Source organism: Mumia sp. ZJ1417 (assembly GCF_014127285.1).
GTDB lineage: Bacteria > Actinomycetota > Actinomycetes > Propionibacteriales > Nocardioidaceae > Mumia.
The window spans coordinates 915,460-932,986 of record NZ_CP059901.1; the positions used below are offsets into that span (position 1 = coordinate 915,460).

18 protein-coding genes and 1 pseudogene are annotated in these 17,527 nt (G+C 71.0%); 12 read left to right on the forward strand and 7 right to left on the reverse strand.

Annotated elements, in window-relative coordinates; translation table 11 throughout:
- Nucleotides 1-111: 111 nt before the first annotated feature.
- From H4N58_RS04370 to H4N58_RS04390, 5 genes are all read left to right on the forward strand, one after another.
- Complete coding sequence (locus H4N58_RS04370; RefSeq protein WP_167001764.1) at nucleotides 112-1,047, forward strand: LLM class F420-dependent oxidoreductase; 936 nt, start codon at nucleotides 112-114, stop codon at nucleotides 1,045-1,047.
- Nucleotides 1,040-1,759 (forward strand): tyrosine-protein phosphatase, encoded by a 720-nt coding sequence (locus H4N58_RS04375; protein ID WP_167001766.1) that lies wholly within the window; start codon nucleotides 1,040-1,042, stop codon nucleotides 1,757-1,759. Before H4N58_RS04370 ends, H4N58_RS04375 begins: the two co-directional genes overlap by 8 nt.
- A 170-nt stretch (nucleotides 1,760-1,929) precedes the next feature.
- The gene (locus H4N58_RS04380) at nucleotides 1,930-2,589 is read left to right on the forward strand and encodes a hypothetical protein (protein ID WP_167248894.1); all 660 of its coding nucleotides are present in this window, start codon (nucleotides 1,930-1,932) and stop codon (nucleotides 2,587-2,589) included.
- Between the two features lie 227 nt (nucleotides 2,590-2,816).
- Nucleotides 2,817-3,116 (forward strand): DUF1540 domain-containing protein, encoded by a 300-nt coding sequence (locus H4N58_RS04385; protein ID WP_167001770.1) that lies wholly within the window; start codon nucleotides 2,817-2,819, stop codon nucleotides 3,114-3,116.
- A gap of 45 nt (nucleotides 3,117-3,161) precedes the next feature.
- On the forward strand, nucleotides 3,162-4,187 hold the full coding sequence (locus tag H4N58_RS04390) for a PHP domain-containing protein (protein ID WP_167001771.1): 1,026 nt from the start codon (nucleotides 3,162-3,164) through the stop codon (nucleotides 4,185-4,187).
- A 12-nt stretch (nucleotides 4,188-4,199) separates the two neighbouring features.
- On the opposite strand, the gene H4N58_RS04395 is transcribed toward H4N58_RS04390, so the two are convergent.
- The gene (locus H4N58_RS04395; protein ID WP_167248892.1) at nucleotides 4,200-5,798 is read right to left on the reverse strand and encodes an FAD-binding oxidoreductase; all 1,599 of its coding nucleotides are present in this window, start codon (nucleotides 5,796-5,798) and stop codon (nucleotides 4,200-4,202) included.
- Nucleotides 5,799-5,851: 53 nt separating this feature from the next.
- Here H4N58_RS04395 and H4N58_RS04400 point away from each other — a divergent pair, with 53 nt between their 5' ends.
- Entirely contained in the window at nucleotides 5,852-6,130 is a 279-nt protein-coding gene (locus tag H4N58_RS04400) for a DUF2277 domain-containing protein (protein ID WP_167001775.1), read from the forward strand.
- A gap of 4 nt (nucleotides 6,131-6,134) precedes the next feature.
- On the opposite strand, the gene H4N58_RS04405 is transcribed toward H4N58_RS04400, so the two are convergent.
- Nucleotides 6,135-7,193: a S9 family peptidase gene (locus tag H4N58_RS04405; RefSeq protein ID WP_167248890.1), complete on the reverse strand. Its 1,059-nt coding sequence runs from the start codon at nucleotides 7,191-7,193 to the stop codon at nucleotides 6,135-6,137.
- Nucleotides 7,194-7,255: 62 nt separating this feature from the next.
- Between H4N58_RS04405 and H4N58_RS04410 the strand changes: the two genes are divergently transcribed.
- Entirely contained in the window at nucleotides 7,256-8,077 is an 822-nt protein-coding gene (locus H4N58_RS04410; RefSeq protein WP_167001777.1) for an alpha/beta fold hydrolase, read from the forward strand.
- A gap of 18 nt (nucleotides 8,078-8,095) precedes the next feature.
- Here H4N58_RS04410 and msrA read toward each other — a convergent pair whose 3' ends face one another.
- Both msrA and H4N58_RS20885 read right to left on the reverse strand, forming a co-directional pair.
- On the reverse strand, nucleotides 8,096-8,731 hold the full coding sequence (gene msrA, locus H4N58_RS04415; protein WP_167001779.1) for a peptide-methionine (S)-S-oxide reductase MsrA: 636 nt from the start codon (nucleotides 8,729-8,731) through the stop codon (nucleotides 8,096-8,098).
- Complete coding sequence (locus tag H4N58_RS20885) at nucleotides 8,731-9,429, reverse strand: hypothetical protein (protein WP_182397142.1); 699 nt, start codon at nucleotides 9,427-9,429, stop codon at nucleotides 8,731-8,733. The genes msrA and H4N58_RS20885 overlap by 1 nt, the downstream gene beginning before the upstream one ends.
- Nucleotides 9,430-9,854: 425 nt before the next feature.
- On the opposite strand from H4N58_RS20885, the gene H4N58_RS20890 reads away from it, so the two are divergent.
- Nucleotides 9,855-10,160, forward strand: a complete 306-nt coding sequence (locus H4N58_RS20890) for an HNH endonuclease signature motif containing protein (RefSeq protein ID WP_370465466.1) — start codon at nucleotides 9,855-9,857, stop codon at nucleotides 10,158-10,160.
- Nucleotides 10,161-10,326: 166 nt separating this feature from the next.
- Here the strand turns inward: H4N58_RS20890 and H4N58_RS20895 are convergent.
- A pseudogene (locus H4N58_RS20895) lies at nucleotides 10,327-10,509 on the reverse strand (hypothetical protein); the annotation flags it as partial.
- 22 nt (nucleotides 10,510-10,531) lie between these two features.
- On the opposite strand from H4N58_RS20895, the gene H4N58_RS04435 reads away from it, so the two are divergent.
- The 3 genes from H4N58_RS04435 to H4N58_RS04445 are packed head-to-tail and all read left to right on the forward strand — an operon-like array spanning nucleotide 10,532 to nucleotide 14,212.
- Nucleotides 10,532-11,671 (forward strand): glycerophosphodiester phosphodiesterase, encoded by a 1,140-nt coding sequence (locus tag H4N58_RS04435; RefSeq protein ID WP_167248884.1) that lies wholly within the window; start codon nucleotides 10,532-10,534, stop codon nucleotides 11,669-11,671.
- A gap of 25 nt (nucleotides 11,672-11,696) precedes the next feature.
- Nucleotides 11,697-12,854 (forward strand): cystathionine gamma-synthase, encoded by a 1,158-nt coding sequence (locus tag H4N58_RS04440; protein ID WP_167001787.1) that lies wholly within the window; start codon nucleotides 11,697-11,699, stop codon nucleotides 12,852-12,854.
- Nucleotides 12,851-14,212 (forward strand): AI-2E family transporter, encoded by a 1,362-nt coding sequence (locus tag H4N58_RS04445; RefSeq protein ID WP_243842892.1) that lies wholly within the window; start codon nucleotides 12,851-12,853, stop codon nucleotides 14,210-14,212. The genes H4N58_RS04440 and H4N58_RS04445 overlap by 4 nt, the downstream gene beginning before the upstream one ends.
- On the opposite strand, the gene H4N58_RS04450 is transcribed toward H4N58_RS04445, so the two are convergent.
- Entirely contained in the window at nucleotides 14,213-15,538 is a 1,326-nt protein-coding gene (locus H4N58_RS04450) for a beta-propeller fold lactonase family protein (protein WP_167248882.1), read from the reverse strand.
- A gap of 82 nt (nucleotides 15,539-15,620) precedes the next feature.
- Between H4N58_RS04450 and ilvA the strand changes: the two genes are divergently transcribed.
- Entirely contained in the window at nucleotides 15,621-16,835 is a 1,215-nt protein-coding gene (gene ilvA / locus H4N58_RS04455) for a threonine ammonia-lyase (RefSeq protein ID WP_167248880.1), read from the forward strand.
- Between the two features lie 120 nt (nucleotides 16,836-16,955).
- Here ilvA and greA read toward each other — a convergent pair whose 3' ends face one another.
- Nucleotides 16,956-17,465 (reverse strand): transcription elongation factor GreA, encoded by a 510-nt coding sequence (greA, locus tag H4N58_RS04460; RefSeq protein WP_167001793.1) that lies wholly within the window; start codon nucleotides 17,463-17,465, stop codon nucleotides 16,956-16,958.
- Between the last annotated feature and the right edge of the window lie 62 nt (nucleotides 17,466-17,527).

Genomic DNA, 17,527 nt, shown 5'->3' on the forward strand with positions numbered 1-17,527 from the left:
GCGCGGTCGCCCAACCCTAGTGCATCGCGGTCCTCCTCTACCAGGCCTCGATGCGCCTCGCCATCTCAGTGGTTCAGGGGCGCCTCAGCGGTGCGTGGCAGAGTGGTCATCATGGAGCTGCGCATCTTCACCGAGCCACAACAGGGTGCCACGTACGACGATCTTCTCGCCGTCGCGGTCGCTGCCGAGGAGCACGCTTTCGGAGCGTTCTTCCGGTCCGACCACTACCTCGCGATGAATGCCGAAGGACTGCCTGGTCCGACCGATGCCTGGACGACGCTCGCGGCGCTCGCCCGCGACACGTCCCGCATCCGGCTCGGGACGCTGATGACGTCGGCGACGTTCCGCCATCCGGGTGTGCTCGCGATCCAGGTCGCCCAGGTCGACCAGATGAGCGGCGGTCGCGTCGAGCTGGGCCTCGGCGCCGGCTGGTTCGCTGCCGAGCACGAGGCGTACGGGATCCCGTTCCCCGCGACGGGGGAGCGCTTCGACCGCCTCGAGGAGCAGCTCGAGGTCGTCACCGGCCTGTGGGAGGCGCCGGTCGGCGAGCTCTTCTCGTACGGGGGCAAGCACTACACCCTGACCGACTCCCCGGCGCTGCCCAAGCCCGTGCAGTCACCCCGCCCGCCGGTCCTCATCGGTGGTCAGGGCGCACGGAGGACCCCGGCGCTCGCGGCGCGCTTCGCGCAGGAGTTCAACCTGCCGTTCACCCCTGTCACCGAGCACCGTGCGAAGTACGACCGGGTGCGCGCCGCGTGCGAGGAGATCGGGCGCGACCCCGAGGAGCTCACGTACTCCAGCGCGCTCGTCGTCTGCTGCGGTCGCGACGACGCCGAGATTGCTCACCGGGCGGCCGCGATCGGTCGCGAGGTCGACGAGCTCGCCGAGAACGGCCTCTGCGGGACGCCGGCCCAGGTGGCCGAGCGGATCGCCGAGTACGCCGCGCAGGGTTCGCAGCGGATCTACCTGCAGGTGCTCGATCTGGCCGACCTCGAGCACGTCGCGCTGCTGGGCGAGGAGGTCCTCCCGGTGGTGACCGATGCCTGAGACGGTCCCCAACCTTCGCGACCTCGGCGGACTCCCGACCGAGGACGGTGCCACGACCACCCACGGGGTGCTGCTGCGCAGCGCGATGCCCAGCGCCGACGACCGCGGCCCGGACGGGGTGCACTGGCCGCCGAGCCTGGTCCTCGACCTTCGCTCGAGCGCCGAGGCCGGACCTCGCCACCCGCTGGCGGGAGCGGGCGCGACGGTGCGCCGGATCTCGCTGCTCGAGGCGCTGCGCCCCGACGGCCCGCAGTCGGCCAACCCGGAGGTCGTCGCGCGGATGGCGACCGGTGGTCTGCAGGCGCTTTATCTCGGCATGCTCGAGATCGCGCGTGCCGAGCTGGTCGAAGTCGCCCGTGAGGTCGCCGCCCACGACGGCCCGACCCTCCTGCACTGCGCGGCGGGCAAGGACCGTACGGGTGTCGCGGTCGCGATGATCCTCCGTACGGCCGGGGTGTCGCGCGACGCGGTCGTCAAGGACTACCTGGCCACCGGGGCTTCGATGGACGCGGTGCTGCGTCGCCTCCACATGTCGGCGCCGATCGATCCGGCACGGCCCGCGCCCACCTCGTACCTCGCGATCCCGCAGGACGCGATCGACGCCGTCCTCGACGTCTGGGACAGCCATCCCGGAGGGACGGCGGGCTGGCTTTACGACGCTGGAGCGGAGGCCGTGGTCATCGACGGGCTGCGCGAGCGTCTCGTCGTCTGAGGGCGGCGAGGGTCTCCGGATCGACGTCACAGACAGGTAGTTGCGCAGTGTAACCGATGGTTGCAGGGCTAGGTTACCTGTGAGTAGTGTCGTGAGCCACAACACAGGTACGGCTCCTGCCCCCGGAGGATCATCGCCGTGGGTGCGCCGTCCGACCGTGAGGGAGACCCATGTCCATTCGCACACGACTCGCCAGGTTGCCGTCAATCGGCGCAGCGTCGGCTGTCGGCGCACTGATGATCGGGAGCCTGGTCGCCACAGCGGCACCAGCCAGCGCCGTCCCGGTCACCTTGCCGATCAGCGGCACGACCACGGTGGCCAAGCAGAACGCCACGCTCGAGATCCCCGAAGGCGCCAAGCTGACCGGTGACTTCGACTTCGGACCGCCGATCTCGGTGGTCGGCGACCTGTCCATCCCGACGATCGACGCCCACATCCGTCTGCTGGGTATCCCCGGCCTCGGTGACACGACCTCGACGGTCAAGATCGTGCAGACCCGCAAGGCCGCGGCGACCGTCGGCAACGATGGCATCGTCGTCGTCGACGTGGCGTTCCGCCTCGAGGTCCCGCGGGTGTCGTCCGATCTCCTGCCGTTCCTGAACATCGTGCGCAGCGGCTGCCGTACCGGCGAGGTCACGACCACGCTCCGGTCGACCGAGCCGTTCTCGCTGACCGAGCCGGCGAACCTTGTCGGCGAGTTCACGATCCCCGGCTTCCAGGGCTGCGGGTTCAAGGTCGGTCCCACGAGTGGGCGCGACTTCCTCCTCACGCAGCTGCTCTCGGGCAGCGGCAACCAGATGTCGCTCAAGGCAGGTCCGATCCAGTTCTGAGCGCTGAGACCGGGTGCCGGTCGTGTGACTGGGAGGGATTGCGCGATCGGCGCCCGCCAGACCCGCTGGGTCCGGTGTTCGGGAGGGACGGCACCGGACCCAGCGGCTTGCTCGGGGGATGCCCAGGCACGGAGAGCCTTGCCTTACCCTGGCCCCGCTGAGTCTTGCCTAATGCCGGGACCGGCGCTCTAGCCTGAGGTTCTAGGCCATCGCACAGGGGGTAGGGCATGACCGTCACGGAACTTCCCGAGGTCGGCGAGTGCGTAGTCGCCGGCTGTTCGTACAACCACGAGCACGCATGCCACGCCGGAGCGATCACGATCGCCGGCTCGACCAACGACGCCGCGTGCGGCACCTTCATCGACCTGGGGCCCAGCGGTGGCCTCGCCAAGGTGGTGGCGCGCGTCGGTGCGTGCCACCGTTCGGACTGTGTCCACAACTCCGAGCTTGAGTGCACCGCCGACGCGATCCGGGTCGGACCCGGCAAGGACAAGGCAGACTGCCTCACCTACCAGATGCGGATCTGACCCGTCCCCGCGCGACGCAGGCACGCGGACGGCCCGGAGGCCGGGATGAATGCCCCGGCCCCCGGGCCGTCGGCTGCCCTCCGTGAGATCGCGTACCTCCTCGAACGCGCCCGGGCCGAGCCCCGCCGGCCCATGGCGTACCGGAAGGCGGCCGACGTCTATGACGATCTCGGGGACGCCGACCTCGACCGGCTGGCTGCACGCGACACCTGGACGGAGCTCAGCGGGATCGGGGCCAAGACTTCAGCGGTGATCGCGCAGGCCCGGGCCGGGAAGGTCCCCGACACCCTCGCCAGGCTCCGTACGGACGCCGCACCGATCCCCGGCGACGACACACCGCTGCGGCAGGCGCTGCGTGGCGACCTCCACACGCACTCCACCTGGTCCGACGGCGGGGCCTCGATCGACGAGATGATGAGGACTGCCAAGTCGCTCGGCCACGAGTACTGCGCGCTGACCGACCACTCGCCGCGGTTGACCGTCGCACGGGGGCTGTCGCCGGATCGCCTGCGTGAGCAGCTCGACGTGGTTGCTGCTCTCAACGACGAGCTCGCACCCTTTCGGATCCTCACCGGCATCGAGGTCGACATCCTCGACGACGGAAGCCTCGACCAGGAGCCTGAGCTTCTCGAGCGGCTCGACGTGGTGGTGGCGAGCATCCACTCGCGCCTGCGCGACGAGGCCGACACGATGACGCGCCGGATGGTCGCCGCCGTCGCCAACCCGCACACGGACGTGCTCGGCCATGTCACCGGGCGGCTGGTCGAGGGCGGCCGAGGAACGCGGCCTGAGTCGGCGTTCCACGCGGAGATGGTCTTCGAGGCGTGCAAGCAGTTCGACACGGCGGTCGAGATCAACAGCCGACCCGAGCGCCGTGACCCCCCGAGCCGGCTGATCGAGGTGGCACTCGAACGCGGATGCCTGTTCTCGATCGACACCGACGCCCATGCGCCGGGGCAGCTGGCGTGGCAGGGGTTGGCGTGCGCGCGGGCCGAGGCCGCGGGCGTCACGGCCGAGCGCGTCGTCGACACCTGGCCGCTCGATGATCTGCTCGCGTGGTCGAAGCGCTGACGCGGGCACGGCTCAGAGCAGCACGCCCGGGTTGAGGATCCCGGCCGGATCGAGGGTGTCCTTGGCGGCGGTGAGCGCGGCGGCGAACGGCGCAGGGCGCTGCTGCGCGGCGTACGGCCTGTGGTCGCGACCGACCGCGTGGTGGTGCGTGATCGTGCCGCCGTTGCCAAGGATCGCCTCAGACACCGCGGTCTTGATGGCGTCCCACTGCTCGACGATGCTCGCCCAGCGGCCGGGTGCGTAGACGCCGTAGTACGGAGCCGGGCCGTCGGGATAGACGTGGGTGAACCGGCAGGTGACGACACCGATGCCGCAGACCTCGCGGATCGCCTCGGTCGCCGCGGCCGTGATCGCGGCGTGCAGCGCGGGGAAGCGGTCCCACGTCGTCGCCGTTTCGAACGTCTCGGCGATGACCGAGCGCTGGGCCAGGGCGTCGCGCTGGTACGGCATGCGGAGGAACGACGAGCGCCACGTGGACGCCGCGGCGTCCCGCGCCGTGTCGGCGCCGCGGTCCGCATCCTCGGGCAGCGTCCCGCCGTGGTCGAGGCACAGCTCGACCGCCCGTGCGAGGGCGGCGTCGACAGGATGGTCGGCCGACTCGAAGCCGAGCACGAGCACGCCGCCGCCGACCGCTGCACCGGCGTTGAGGAACGCCTCGCCGGCATCGAGGAGACGGCAATTCGCCGGGTGGAGCCCGGACTGGGCAACGGCACGTGTCGCGTCGACGGCACCGTCCCAGTCCGCGAAGTGCACCGACGCTCCGGCGCGCCAGCGAGGCCGGTCCTGGAGCCGCATCCAGGCCTCGGTGATCACGCCGAGCGTCCCCTCCGACCCGAGGAACATCCGGTCGGGGGACGGGCCGGCGCCCGAGCCGGGGAGGCGACGCGACTCGCCCACCCCGTACGGGGAGACGACACGCATCGACTCCGTCAGGTCGTCGATGTGGGTGGCGAGCGTGGCGAAGTGCCCGCCCGCCCTCGTCGCGAGCCAGCCGCCCAGCGTCGAGAACGCGAACGACTGCGGGAAGTGCCTCAGCGTGAGGCCGTACGGGCGCAGCTGGTCCTCGAGATGCGGTCCGAGGACGCCCGCCTGGATCCGCGCCGCGCGACTGGTGCGGTCGACCTCGAGGACCTGGTCCATCGCGGTCACGTCGAGCGACACCGCTCCGGCGTAGTCGCCGTCGAGACGCGGCTCGACGCCGCCGACGACCGAGGTGCCGCCGCCGTACGGAATGACCGCGACGTTCGCGGACGAGGCCCAGTCGAGCACGTCGACGACGTCGCGCTCGGTGTGTGGGCGTACAACGAGGTCGGGCGCGTGGGCGAGGTCGCCGCGCAGGTTGCGCACGACGTCACGGAACGCCTTGCCGTGGGTGTGCGCCGCGCGGTCGACCGTGTCGGTGCTGCACAAGGCGCTGAGCGAGGCAGGTGGCTCGACCCTGATCGCCGGCAGGTCGTCGGCCGTGAGCGTGGGCGCGAGGTGCGGGGTGGGGTCGGCGTCAGGGAGAAGGCGCGCGATCCGCCGGACCAGCGCCTCGGTCTCGCGGGCGTCGAGCGCCTCCTCCTGCATGCCCCAGCCCCACCACGACCGCGTACCCGGCGTCTGTGTCATGGGCGCCGACTCTAGCCCCTGAAACGACCCGCCGGAGGGCGTAGCGTGAAGGCATGTGCCGCAACATCAGGACCCTTCACAACTTTGAGCCGCACGCGACCGACGAAGAGATCGAGGCGGCAGCCCTCCAGTACGTGCGCAAGGTCAGCGGGATGACCAAGCCGTCCCAGGCCAACGCCGAGGCGTTCGACCGTGCCGTGCACGAGATCGCCCATCTCACCCAGCACCTGCTCGACGACCTGGTTGCCAACGCGCCTCCCAAGGACCGCGAGGTCGAGGCCGAGAAGGCCAAGGCGCGCGCGGCGAAGCGCTACGCCTCGATGGCCGGCTGAGCGCTCACAGCTGGCGCCGCAGGAACCGTACGGTCTCGCGCATCGACGCGGGCCACTGCGGACCGAACGTGTGGCCCTCACCCTCGTACCAGACGAGCCGGACGTCCTTGCCCGCCTCCTCGAACGCCGCCGCCGTCCGCCGGGCCCATCGCGGGGGGCAGGTGTCGTCGACGGTGCCGTGGAGCATGAGCAGCGGCTCGGTCGCGCGGCCGACGTACGTCCGAGGTGAGGCCTGCGCCCAGAGCTCCGGGTTGTCCTCGGGCGACCCGTGGGCGCGGACGATCGACTGGGCGACCTCGGGCCGGTCGTTCTCGATCCACCGCTCGTAGTTGTCGACCGTGCTGCTGCTGACCGACGCGAACACGACGCCCCCGTCGACCAGCCCGGGCTGCGTCACGAGCACGTTCTGGACGACGCCGCTGCCCATCGACCGCCCGACGAGCCCGACGCGGTCGCCGTCGAGGCGCGGGTCGTCGGAGCGACGCACGGCGAGGACGGCGTTGATCACGTCCTCGGTGTAGCCCAGCCGCAGGTCGCGCTCGGCCTCCGGGTCGTCGTCGGAGCCGGCGTGGTTGCGGTAGTCCACGTGCAGCACCGCGAATCCTTCACGCGCCAGGTAGTCCTGCTCGCGCATCATCCCGCGCCCGGTCGTGTAGATCGCGGGGTCGATGTAGCCGTGGGCCAGGATCGCCACCGGGAACGGGCCCTTGCCGCGAGGGACGTTGAGGATGCCGGAGATCCGCAGGTCGCCGCTGCGGTAGGTGACGGCGTGGCGGACGTACGCGTCTGTGCGGGCGAGCACGCGGCGCAGGCGCAGGGCACGGCCGTCGTACTCCTTGGCCATCAGGGCGGGGAGGGAGACGGGACTGGTTGCGGTCGGCATCGGTGTCGTCGGGGAGGCCGTGGTCGGCGGGCTGGTCGCGGGCGGCGTGGTCGGTGACGAGGTGCCCGCCGACGTCGCGGGGGACTGGTCCGCCTCGTTGTCCGTACGCTCCGCGGTGCAGGCCGCGGTCGCCGTCAGGGCGAGCGCGGCGACGACCGTCCGTACGGGCGTGATCCGCATGGCTCCAGTGTGCCTCGTGCGACTCTGGAGGGGTACGGAGAGCAGTGTTGGGGTGGGCAGTCATGGCGCAGGTCGAGGTCGAGGGACTACGGATCGCCTACGAGAGGGTGGGTCGTGGGCCGGAGCTGGTCCTGACGCAGGGGTTCGTCGGCGACGGCCGCTCGACCTGGGGCAGGCAGGCCGACGCCCTCGCCGACGAGTGCACGGTGATCCTCTGGGACGCCCCCGGCGCGGGCCGGTCGTCGGACCCGCCGGAGTGGTTCCGCATCACCGACTACGCCGACTGCCTGGCCGCGTTCCTCCGGGTGCTCGGCATCGAGCGAGCGCATCTCGGCGGGATCTCGTTCGGCGCGATCCTCGAGCTGTCGGCCTTCCAGCGCCACCCAGGCATCGTGCGGTCGCTCGTGATGGCCGGTGGGTACGCAGGATGGACGGGATCGCTGCCGGCGGAGGAGGTCGAGGCGAGGCTGCGCACGTGTCTGGAGCTCGCGGAGCGTTCTCCGGAGGACTTCGCTGACGCGATGACGGGGTCGATGTTCTCCCGATCCGCGCCTCCGGACGCCGTCGCGGAGTTCACCGCGAGCGTGCGGGCGTTCAGCCCTGACGGGTTCAGGGCGATGTCGCTGGCATCGGCCGAGGCGGACCTGCGTGACGTGCTGCCGCGGGTCGACGTCCCGACGCTGCTGCTGCACGGGGAGCAGGACGTCCGAGCTCCACGCGCCGTTGCGGACGCCCTGCATGCAGGGATCCCCGGCTCGCAGCTGGTCGTGCTGCCGGGGGTCGGGCACGTGAGCATGGTCGAGGCCCCGGACGCCGTCACCCACGAGATCCGGAGGTTCCTCCGGAGCCTGGATGACCGTGGCGTGCGAGGCCCCGAGCGTTAGGCGTTCAGCAGCGGGGTGTCAGCTCGTCGCGTACGAGACGCCCGTGGAGTGGTTCGGGCAGTAGCCGAACGGGTTCTTCACGAGGTACTGCTGGTGGTAGTCCTCGGCGTACCAGTAGTCGCCGAGCGGAGCGATCGCCGTGGTGATCTCGCCGTAGCCGCGGGCGCTCATCCGCTTCTGGTATGCGGCGCGCGACGCCTCGGCCTGCTCCTGCTGCTGCGGCGTCGTCGTGAAGATCACCGACCGGTACTGGGTGCCACGGTCGTTGCCCTGGCGCATGCCCTGGGTCGGGTCGTGGTTCTCCCAGAAGACCTTGAGCAGGTCGTCGTACGAGACCTTGGCGGGGTCGTAGATCACGCGGACCACCTCGGCATGGCCGGTGCGCCCGCTGCACACCTCCTCGTACGTGGGGTTCTGGGTGAAGCCGCCCGCGTAGCCGACCGACGTCGACCACACGCCGGGCACCTGCCAGAACGTCTGCTCCTCACCCCAGAAGCAGCCCAGCCCGAACACCGCGACCTCGAAGCCCTCGGGCGGATCGGTGACGATCGGCGTCCCCAGCACGAGGTGCTGGTCACCGACGGTGAAGGGGCGGGTCTCGCGACCGGGCAGCGCCTGGTCGGCGGAGATGAGGTGCGTCTTGAACGAGAACATCAGATTCCTCCTCGGGTCCGCCACGTACAACCATGGCGCCCCTGTCGGTGTTCCCGGCGAAAGCTGGGGAAAGTCGTGGCGCGCCACACCCGCACCACAGTATAATCGAACTCATGAGCGACAACGCGACGCACGGTTTGCTCGCGGCTCTCCTTGAGCGGGTGGGAGAGGCGGTGAGCGATGCTGCCTCGACGTTGGACGGGCTCGATGACGAGGTCGTCGCGGCAGGTGCGGGGGAGATCGTGGCTGTGGCGTTGTGCGAGGCGGTCGTCCGCATCGGCCAGGGCATGCAGGCCGACGCCATGACGGCGCTCGATCGTCGCCGGCGTGAGGTGGTCGGCTCGTCGATGACCGAGCACGACCTGTGCCGGTCGTTGTTCGCCGAGATCGCGATGGCGCGTCAGGCGTCGGCGACCGCCGGCGAGACCACCTACCGGCTCGCCCGTGACCTCGAGGACCACCCCGAGGCGCACGCGCTCCTGCGTGACGGCGAGGTCAACCAGGCGGTGGTCGCGGCCGTGTGTCGCGAGACGGTCTCTCTCGATCCGTCGACGCGTGCGGAGGTCGACCGTGAGCTCGCGCCGCAGCTGCGCGAGCTGGGGCCCAAGCGTGCCGCGGCCGCTGCGCGCCGGCTGGTCCTCGACCACGAGCCGCACGCGGCGTACGAGCGCACGGTACGGGCTCGCGAGGAACGCCACGTTCACCTGCGGCCCGAGCTGGATGCGATGGCGATGCTGTCGATCTACGCGCCCGCCGAGCAGCTGGTGGGGGTGTGGCACCGGCTCGACGCCGGGGCCTCCGCTCGTCGCAGCGACGGCGACCTGCGGACGATCGCGCAGCTTGCGTGCGATCTGGCGCTCGAGGCGCTCAGCGGCAATGGCGTGACGTCGGGCGGCGCCGCGGTGGACGTCGAGGTCGGTGTCCTGATGCGGCCCGAGACGCTGTTCGGCGCCGACGACGCTTCGGCGTGCTGCAGGGCTACGGGCCGGTCCCGGGCGAGCTGGCGCGGGGGTTGGCGACGTCGGGGCGCTCGTGGGTACGCCGGTTCTTCACCGCTGACGACGGCCACCAGATCACCGACGTCGACCCGCGGCGGCGCCGCTTCCCCGAGGTGGTCGCGCGGATGGTGCGCGCGGCCGACGACTACTGCGCCCGCCCGTGGTGCGAGTGCCGTACCCGCGAGATCGACCACGTCACCCCGTACGCCGCGGGGGGCGCGACGACGCGAGCCAACGCCCAAGGGCTCTGCCGCTCGGACAACCTCCTCAAGCAGACCCGCCGGTGGCGCGTCGACACCGATCACGACGGCGTCCGCATGTGGACGACACCGACCGGCCACAAGTACGTCTCACCGCCCCCGCCAGGCGCCGCTCCTCCGTCGGTGCTCGAGAACCACCTGAGACGACTCCTCGAGGTCTCGCGCACCTGAGTCGTCGCGGTACGGCACGAGCACCGCCGCGCCGTCGAAACGTCCGGCCTTCAGATCCCGAAGGGCCTCGAGCGCGCGGTCGAGCGGGTACGGGTACCGTCCGCGACCACCGGCCGACGACCTCGTGACCCGGGACGACATGGTCACGATGGACCGGAAGGTCGCCTTCGGTGACGTGCAGATCCGTCCGGCACACCCCGCACGCCTCGACCTGGACCAGCAGCTCGCCGGGCAGCGGTGAGGGGACGGGGGTCTCGACACGCTCGAGCGGCGGGGCTCCACGTGGTCCGCCCACGGAGGTTCGCGCACCGTTCACATGCCCCACTTCCGGGTGACGGCCTCCGGCCACCTGCCACCGCTGCGATCGTCATATGAAACCTTTGCGCAGCATCCTCATCACCGCCCTCACCGCTGCGGTGGCGGGGCCCTTGTTCGTGTCCGCCGCACCCGCGGCGTCCGCCGACGGACACGCCACCTCGAACTCGGCGCGCCACAGACCCGCCGACCCGATCGTCATCGCGCACCGCGGCGCCTCCGGCTATCGCCCGGAGCACACGCTCGCTGCCTACGCGCTGGCGATCCGCCAGGGCGCGGACGTGATCGAGCCGGACCTCGTCATCACCCAGGACAAGGTCCTCGTCGCCCGCCACGAGAACGAGATCGGCGGCACCACCGACGTCGCCGAGCACCCGGAGTTCGCCGACCGCCGGACGACCAAGACGATCGACGGACGCGCGGTGACGGGGTGGTTCACCGAGGACCTCACGCTGGCCGAGCTCAAGACCCTGAGGGCCAAGGAGCGCCTCCCGCTCGTGCGCCCCGGCAACACCGCGTACGACGGCCGCTTCGAGGTGCCGACCTTCGAAGAGGTTCTCGACCTGGCGAAGCGCGAGAGCATCCGTCGCGGACGGGTCATCGGCGTCGCACCTGAGACCAAGCACCCCACGTACTTCCAGTCGATCGGCAAGAACCTCGAGGATCCGCTCGTCCGCACGCTGAAGCGCCGTGGGCTCGACCACCGCTGGTCGCCGGTCACCGTCCAGTCGTTCGAGACCGCGAACCTCAAGACCCTCGCCAAGCGGGTGCGCGTCCCGCTCGCCCAGAACGTCAACCCGAGCGGGCGTCCGTACGACCACGTCGTCAGCGGTGACCCGACGACGTACGTGGACATGGTGACCCCAGCAGGTCTCAAGGCGATGGCAGGGTACGCCGACGTCCTCAGCGCGGAGAAGACCGTCCTCATCCCGCGCGACGCGACCGGGGCGCTGACTACCCCGACGACCGTTGTCCGCGATGCGCATCGGGCGGGGCTCGACGTCTATGCGTGGACGTTCCGCGCGGAGAACCAGTTCCTTCCCGCCGATCACCGCGACGGCACCGACCCGAACGCGCACGGCGACCTCGACGCTGAGCTGCGGACGTTCTACCGGCTCGGGCTTGACGGTGTGTTCTCCGACTTCCCTGATCTGGCGGTTGCCGCGCGTCGGCCCGCCTCCGTGAAGGCAGGCTGAGGGCGCGACCGTTACGCTCGCGGGTGTGAGTGACTTCGGATTCGAGACGCGTGCGATCCACGCAGGTCAGGAGCCTGACCCCCGCACTGGGGCGGTCGTGCCGGCCATCTACGCGACCAGCACCTACAAGCAGGACGGGGTCGGCGGGCTCCGCGAAGGCTATGAGTACTCGCGGAGCGCGAACCCTACGAGGACGGCGCTCGAGGAGTGCCTCGCCTCGCTCGAGGGAGGCGCCCGCGGGTTCGCGTTCGCGAGCGGGCTCGCCGCCGAGGACACCCTCCTGCGGGCGCTCACCAAACCCGGCGACCACGTGGTGATCCCCGATGACGCATACGGCGGGACGTACCGGCTGTTCGACAAGGTCGAGTCGCGCTGGGGCCTGCGGTACGACCCGGTGCCGATCGCCGACGTCGAGGCGGTCCGTGCGGCGGTCACGCCCGGCGAGACACGCATCGTGTGGGTCGAGACGCCGACCAACCCGCTGCTCGGGATCGCCGACATCGAGGCGCTCGCCGAGGTCGCGCACGAGGCCGGCGCGCTGCTGGTCGTCGACAACACCTTCGCCTCCTCGTACCTGCAGCAGCCTCTCGCCCACGGCGCCGACCTCGTGGTGCACTCGACGACCAAGTACGCGGGCGGCCACTCCGACGTCGTCGGCGGCGCCCTGATCGCCCGCGACGAGACGCTCGCGGAGCCGATCGCCTTCCACCAGAACTCCATGGGCGCCGTTGCGGGCCCGTTCGACTCGTGGCTCGTGCTGCGGGGGCTCAAGACCCTCGCGCTGCGGATGGAGCGTCACAGCGACAACGCCGAGCGGATCGTCGCCTTCCTGCAGAGCCGTCCGGAGGTCTCGCACGTGATCTACCCGGGCCTCGCGGAGCACCCGGGTCACGCCGTCGCCGCACGTCAGATGAAGCGGTTCGGCGGGATGGTGTCCTTCCAGATGGCCGCCGGTGAGCGGGCAGCCCTCGACGTCGTCGAGCACACCGAGCTCTTCACGCTCGCTGAATCGCTCGGCGGTGTCGAGTCGCTGATCGAGCATCCCGGCCGCATGACCCACGCTTCTGCGGCAGGCTCTCCGCTCGAGGTGCCGGCCGACCTCGTCCGCGTCAGCGTCGGCATCGAGAGTGCCGACGACCTGGTCGCCGACCTCGAGCGCGCATTCGAGCGGCTCGGCCGATGAGCGAGGACGGGGCGCCCGAGGGCGCGGCTCCCGAGGACGCGGCTCCCGGCGACGCCGCGCCTGACGAGGGAGTGACCGAGGAGGCAGCGGAGCGCGCGAGGTCGCGACGCCAGCGTCTGGACGAGCTCGTCGAGCGCATGCGCGCGACCGCACGCCGCGACCTCACGCTCCTCGACGAACGCACCGGCGTCCTCGGAGATCCCGTCCCGACCCTCAGCCCGTACGCCGCCCCGGCGCCGCCCTCCCCGGGGGACGGGACCCCGCCCAACGTCCCGTACGGGATCTCGCTGGCGGCTTCCTGGGGGTGGCGGCTCATCGTCATCGCCGCGGCGGGTCTGGGCGTGATGTGGCTGCTGGGCTACTTCTCCAGCCTCACCGTGCCGATCGCCATCGCGATCCTCGTCTCTGCCCTGGTCCGTCCGTTCGTCGACCGGATCGAGGCCCTGCACCTTCCTCGGGCGCTCGCGACGTTGATGGTGATGATCTTCGGGATCGGCGCCGTCGTCGGCATGCTCACCCTCGTCGGTCAGCAGGTCTCCACGCAGTTCGACGACCTGCGCACGAAGGTCGTCGACGGGCTGCAGGAGATCCAGGACTGGGCCCGCACCGGTCCACTCGGGCTCAGCGACGCGCAGCTCAACTCCTGGATCGACCGGGCCACCAAGACCATCGAGGAGTGGGGGAGCAGCGGGACGGGGATCGTCGACCGGGTCACCCAGCTCGGAACCACCGTGACGCACGTGCTCGCTGGGTTCTTCATCGTGCTCTTCGCGACGTACTTCTTCCTCTACCAGGGTGGGCGCATCTGGGACTGGGTCGTCCGGCTCTTCCCGCGCAACGCCCGCGAGCACGCCGACCGCTCCGGCCGGGTCGCCTGGTGGTCGCTCACCGCGTTCGTCCGCGCGACCGTGCTGGTCGCGCTCGTCGACGCCGTCGGCATCGCGCTCGTCGCGTGGCTGCTGGGGGTGCCGCTGGTGCTGGCGATCGCGACGCTGGTGTTCCTCGGCGCGTTCATCCCGATCGTCGGCGCTTTTGTCTCGGGGCTCGTCGCCGTCCTCGTCGCGCTGGTGGCTCAGGGCCCGTGGGTGGCGCTGTTCATGCTCGCCGGCGTCGTCGCCGTGCAGCAGATCGAGGCGCACATCCTGCAGCCTTTCTTGATGGGCCACCTCGTCCAGCTCCACCCGCTGGCGATCATCCTCGCGATCGCCGCCGGCGTCACCGTCGCCGGGATCGTCGGCGCGCTCCTCGCCGTGCCGATCGTCGCCTGTGTCAACGCGATCGTGCGCCACCTCGCCGAGCGTGCGGAGGCAGCCCGCGAGGCGCGAGAGGCTGGTCTCGCGCCACCGACGCCCGACTAGCTACTTCCGTACGACGAACGTCTTGTGCGCCCAGGCACTCGACCCCTTGGCGTTCACTGCGCGGACGGACACCTTGTTCTTGCCGTTGCGCAGCTTGGAGCGCTTGACGGTGTACGAGCGCTTGCCCGCGCCCGGAGCCTTCGTCACCAGCGTGCGGCTGCCCTTCTTGATGACGAGCCGGTAGCGCGTGATCGCGGCACCACCGTTCGACGCCGGGGCCTTCCACCGGATCGTGCGCTTCTTCGCCTTGCGGGCGCCAGTGACGGTGAGCGCGCGGACCTTGCCCGGCACGGTGATCCGTGGCTTCGGTGTGGCGGGCGGCTTGGGTGCCGCGGGCGGCGCGATCACCGCGCGATAGACCGACACCTTGTTCGCGACCCACTGGCCGACGGCGATCGAGTGGTCGCTCGCGACGGCTAGTCCCCGCGGCGGCGCGGTTCCGAGGCCGGTGTTCGCACCCTGGAGCGACCGCGCAGGCGCCGTGCTCGCGTCGGCCCCGGCTGCGAAGACCTGCACCGCGGGGCTGAGCTGGTTCGCGACGTAGACGAATCCGCGCCGGTCGACCTCGAGGTCCGAGGGGCCGTCCAGTCGCGTCGTCGCCCCGGTCAGCGTCCGCCGAGGCGCCGCGTTGCCGTTGGCGGTCGCGGCGTACGCCGTCACGCTGTCGCCCGAGAAGTTCGCCACGAGCAGGTCGCCCCGCGCGTCGAACGCGAGGCCGACAGGACTGTCGAGCTTGGTGAGATTTCCCTGGATCACACGGGTGGGAGTGGTCTTGTCGTTCGCGCTCGCGGCGAACACGAGGACGGCGTCCGGGGCGTGCTCGTTGGCGACGTACAGCGTGCCGCCAGGCCCGAGCTCGAGGTCGCACGGCTGTGTCAGCGCGGGCGACGTGATCGTACGGGCCGGGGTGACGTTGCCGTTGGCATCAGGGGCAAAGACCCTGATCGCGGGGCTGGCGCCACGATCGCTCACGTAGATCTGCCCCGCCGCGTCGACCGTCACCCCGCACGGCGCCCCGAGCCCCGTCGCGGAGCCCTGGATCCTCCGTGTCGGGGTCACGTCGCCGTTGCCGTTCGGGCCGTAGACGGTGACCCAGCCGACCTGGTTCGCGACGTACAGGTTGCCTGCGCCGTCCCTGGCGACCCCCATCGCCTCGCTCAGGCCCGTACGGGCGCCCGCCAGCGTGCGGAGCGGGCTGTGGTCGAGGTCGTCGGCGGCGGGCGTCGCACTCGCGGCGGTCAGCGCCCCGGCGGCGAGAACGACGGCGGCGGCAGCGCCCGTCCCTCGGTGAAGTCTCTCGGTGGTTGTCGGTCCTGCTCGTGTCATCGTGGTGTCCCCCTCACCATCCTCTCGACGCTAGGTCGAGTGCGGGCCACCTCGCTGCGGCTTTCATGCTTAGGCTGGTGGCATGCCGGTCACCCTGGACGACGTGCGCGCTGCCGAGAAGCTGCTCGCCGGCGTCGCTGTCCGCACCCCCGTCGAGCCTTCGCGTGCGCTCAGTGCGCTGATCGGTCGACAGGTCGTGCTCAAGTGCGAGAACCTCCAACGCGCCGGGTCGTTCAAGATCCGCGGTGCCTACGTCCGCATCGCACGGCTCTCCGCCGAGGAGCGGGCACACGGCGTCGTCGCGGCCAGCGCCGGCAACCATGCGCAAGGTGTCGCCCTCGCCGCCTCGCTGCTCGGGACCACCGCGACCGTCTTCATGCCCGAGGGCGCGCCGTTGCCCAAGCTTGCGGCGACCCGCGAGTACGGGGCGAGGATCGAGCTCGCCGGCACGTCGGTCGAGTCCGCGCTCGTGGCGGCGCACGCCTATGCCGAGCGCGTCGGTGCCGTGCTCATCCACCCGTTCGACCATCCCGACATCGTCGCCGGACAGGGGACGCTGGGGCTCGAGGTCCTCGAGCAGGTCCCCGACGCCACGACGATCGTCATCCCGGTGGGTGGGGGTGGGCTCGTCGCGGGGGTCGCGCTCGCCGCACGGGCGATCAACCCGAGCATCCGGGTCATCGGGGTGCAGTCCGAGCGGGTCGCGCCATACCCGCAGTCGTTGCGCGCGGGCCGACCGGTGTCCGTGGACGCACAGCGCACGATGGCCGACGGCATCGCGGTGTCGCGGCCCGGCGACGTCCCGTACGAGGAGATCGCCCGCTACGTGGACCGCGTCGTCACCGTCACGGAGGAGTCGCTCAGCCAGGCGCTCCTCATGCTCCTCGAACGCGCCAAGCTCGTCGTGGAGCCGGCAGGTGCCGCCGGCGTCGCCGCGCTGCTGGAGCATCCCGACGTCTTCGCCGACGACCCCGGTCCCGTCGTCAGCGTCCTCAGCGGCGGCAACATCGATCCGCTGCTCCTCATGAACGTCGTCCGCCACGGCCTGGCGGCAGCCGGCCGCTTCCTGTCTTTCCGGGTCCGGATCTCCGACCGCCCGGGTTCCCTCGACGAGCTCCTGAGGATCCTCGCCGAGATGCAGGTCAGCGTCCTCGACGTCGTCCATGAGCGCACCGGCTCGACCCTCGCCATCGACGAGGTCGAGGTGACGCTGAGCGTGGAGACGCGCGGTCCGGAGCACCGGTTCGCGGTGGAGCAGATGCTGCGCGACCACGGGTACGTCATCACCTACACGTGACGTCCCGGACATGCCAGCGCCCGCCGCCCCGGAGGGCGACGGGCACAGGTCTCGACAGGCTCGACCAACGGCGGCGTTGGCTCGACCAACAGCGGCGTTGGCTCGACCAACAGCGCCTTGTCAGGCGACGTACGGCTTGGCGTCGACGATCTTGACGGTCACGTCGCGCCCGTTGGGTGCGGCGTACGTGGCGGTGTCACCGGCCTTCTTGCCGTTGATCGCGGCGCCCAGCGGCGACTGCGGGGAGTAGACCTCGATGTCGACCGACGCGTCCAGGCCGAGCATCTCGCGCGAGCCGAGCAAGAAAGTCTCGGTGTCGTCGTCGCCGGCGAACATGATGGTCACGACCATCCCGGGCTCGACCAGCCCGTCGTCGGCGGGCTGCTCGCCCACCTCGGCGCGGCGCAGCATGTCCTCGAGCTGGCGGATGCGGGCCTCGGACTTGCCCTGCTCCTCGCGAGCGGCGTGGTAGCCCCCGTTCTCACGGAGGTCGCCCTCGTCGCGCGCCTCGGCGATCTTGGTGGCGATCTCCGCACGAGCAGGTCCGCGAAGATGGTCCAGCTCGGCCCGCAGACGGTCGTACGCCTCCTGGGTCAGCCAGATCGTGTTCTCTTCGTTGCTCGTCGTCATGGGGATAGCTCCTCGGATGTAACAAACCCCAGACATCACGCCTGGGGCCGGAAACCACGAGC

Bases quoted from the DNA above. Each gene is read 5' to 3' on its own strand.
- H4N58_RS04370 (WP_167001764.1), top strand. From the start codon at position 112: ATGGAGCTGCGCATCTTCACCGAGCCACAACAGGGTGCCACGTACGAC.
- H4N58_RS04375 (WP_167001766.1), top strand. From the start codon at position 1,040: ATGCCTGAGACGGTCCCCAACCTTCGCGACCTCGGCGGACTCCCGACC.
- H4N58_RS04380 (WP_167248894.1), top strand. From the start codon at position 1,930: ATGTCCATTCGCACACGACTCGCCAGGTTGCCGTCAATCGGCGCAGCG.
- H4N58_RS04385 (WP_167001770.1), top strand. From the start codon at position 2,817: ATGACCGTCACGGAACTTCCCGAGGTCGGCGAGTGCGTAGTCGCCGGC.
- H4N58_RS04390 (WP_167001771.1), top strand. From the start codon at position 3,162: ATGAATGCCCCGGCCCCCGGGCCGTCGGCTGCCCTCCGTGAGATCGCG.
- H4N58_RS04395 (WP_167248892.1), bottom strand. From the start codon at position 5,798: ATGACACAGACGCCGGGTACGCGGTCGTGGTGGGGCTGGGGCATGCAG.
- H4N58_RS04400 (WP_167001775.1), top strand. From the start codon at position 5,852: ATGTGCCGCAACATCAGGACCCTTCACAACTTTGAGCCGCACGCGACC.
- H4N58_RS04405 (WP_167248890.1), bottom strand. From the start codon at position 7,193: ATGCGGATCACGCCCGTACGGACGGTCGTCGCCGCGCTCGCCCTGACG.
- H4N58_RS04410 (WP_167001777.1), top strand. From the start codon at position 7,256: ATGGCGCAGGTCGAGGTCGAGGGACTACGGATCGCCTACGAGAGGGTG.
- msrA (WP_167001779.1), bottom strand. From the start codon at position 8,731: ATGTTCTCGTTCAAGACGCACCTCATCTCCGCCGACCAGGCGCTGCCC.
- H4N58_RS20890 (WP_370465466.1), top strand. From the start codon at position 9,855: ATGGTGCGCGCGGCCGACGACTACTGCGCCCGCCCGTGGTGCGAGTGC.
- H4N58_RS04435 (WP_167248884.1), top strand. From the start codon at position 10,532: ATGAAACCTTTGCGCAGCATCCTCATCACCGCCCTCACCGCTGCGGTG.
- H4N58_RS04445 (WP_243842892.1), top strand. From the start codon at position 12,851: ATGAGCGAGGACGGGGCGCCCGAGGGCGCGGCTCCCGAGGACGCGGCT.
- H4N58_RS04450 (WP_167248882.1), bottom strand. From the start codon at position 15,538: ATGACACGAGCAGGACCGACAACCACCGAGAGACTTCACCGAGGGACG.
- ilvA (WP_167248880.1), top strand. From the start codon at position 15,621: ATGCCGGTCACCCTGGACGACGTGCGCGCTGCCGAGAAGCTGCTCGCC.
- greA (WP_167001793.1), bottom strand. From the start codon at position 17,465: ATGACGACGAGCAACGAAGAGAACACGATCTGGCTGACCCAGGAGGCG.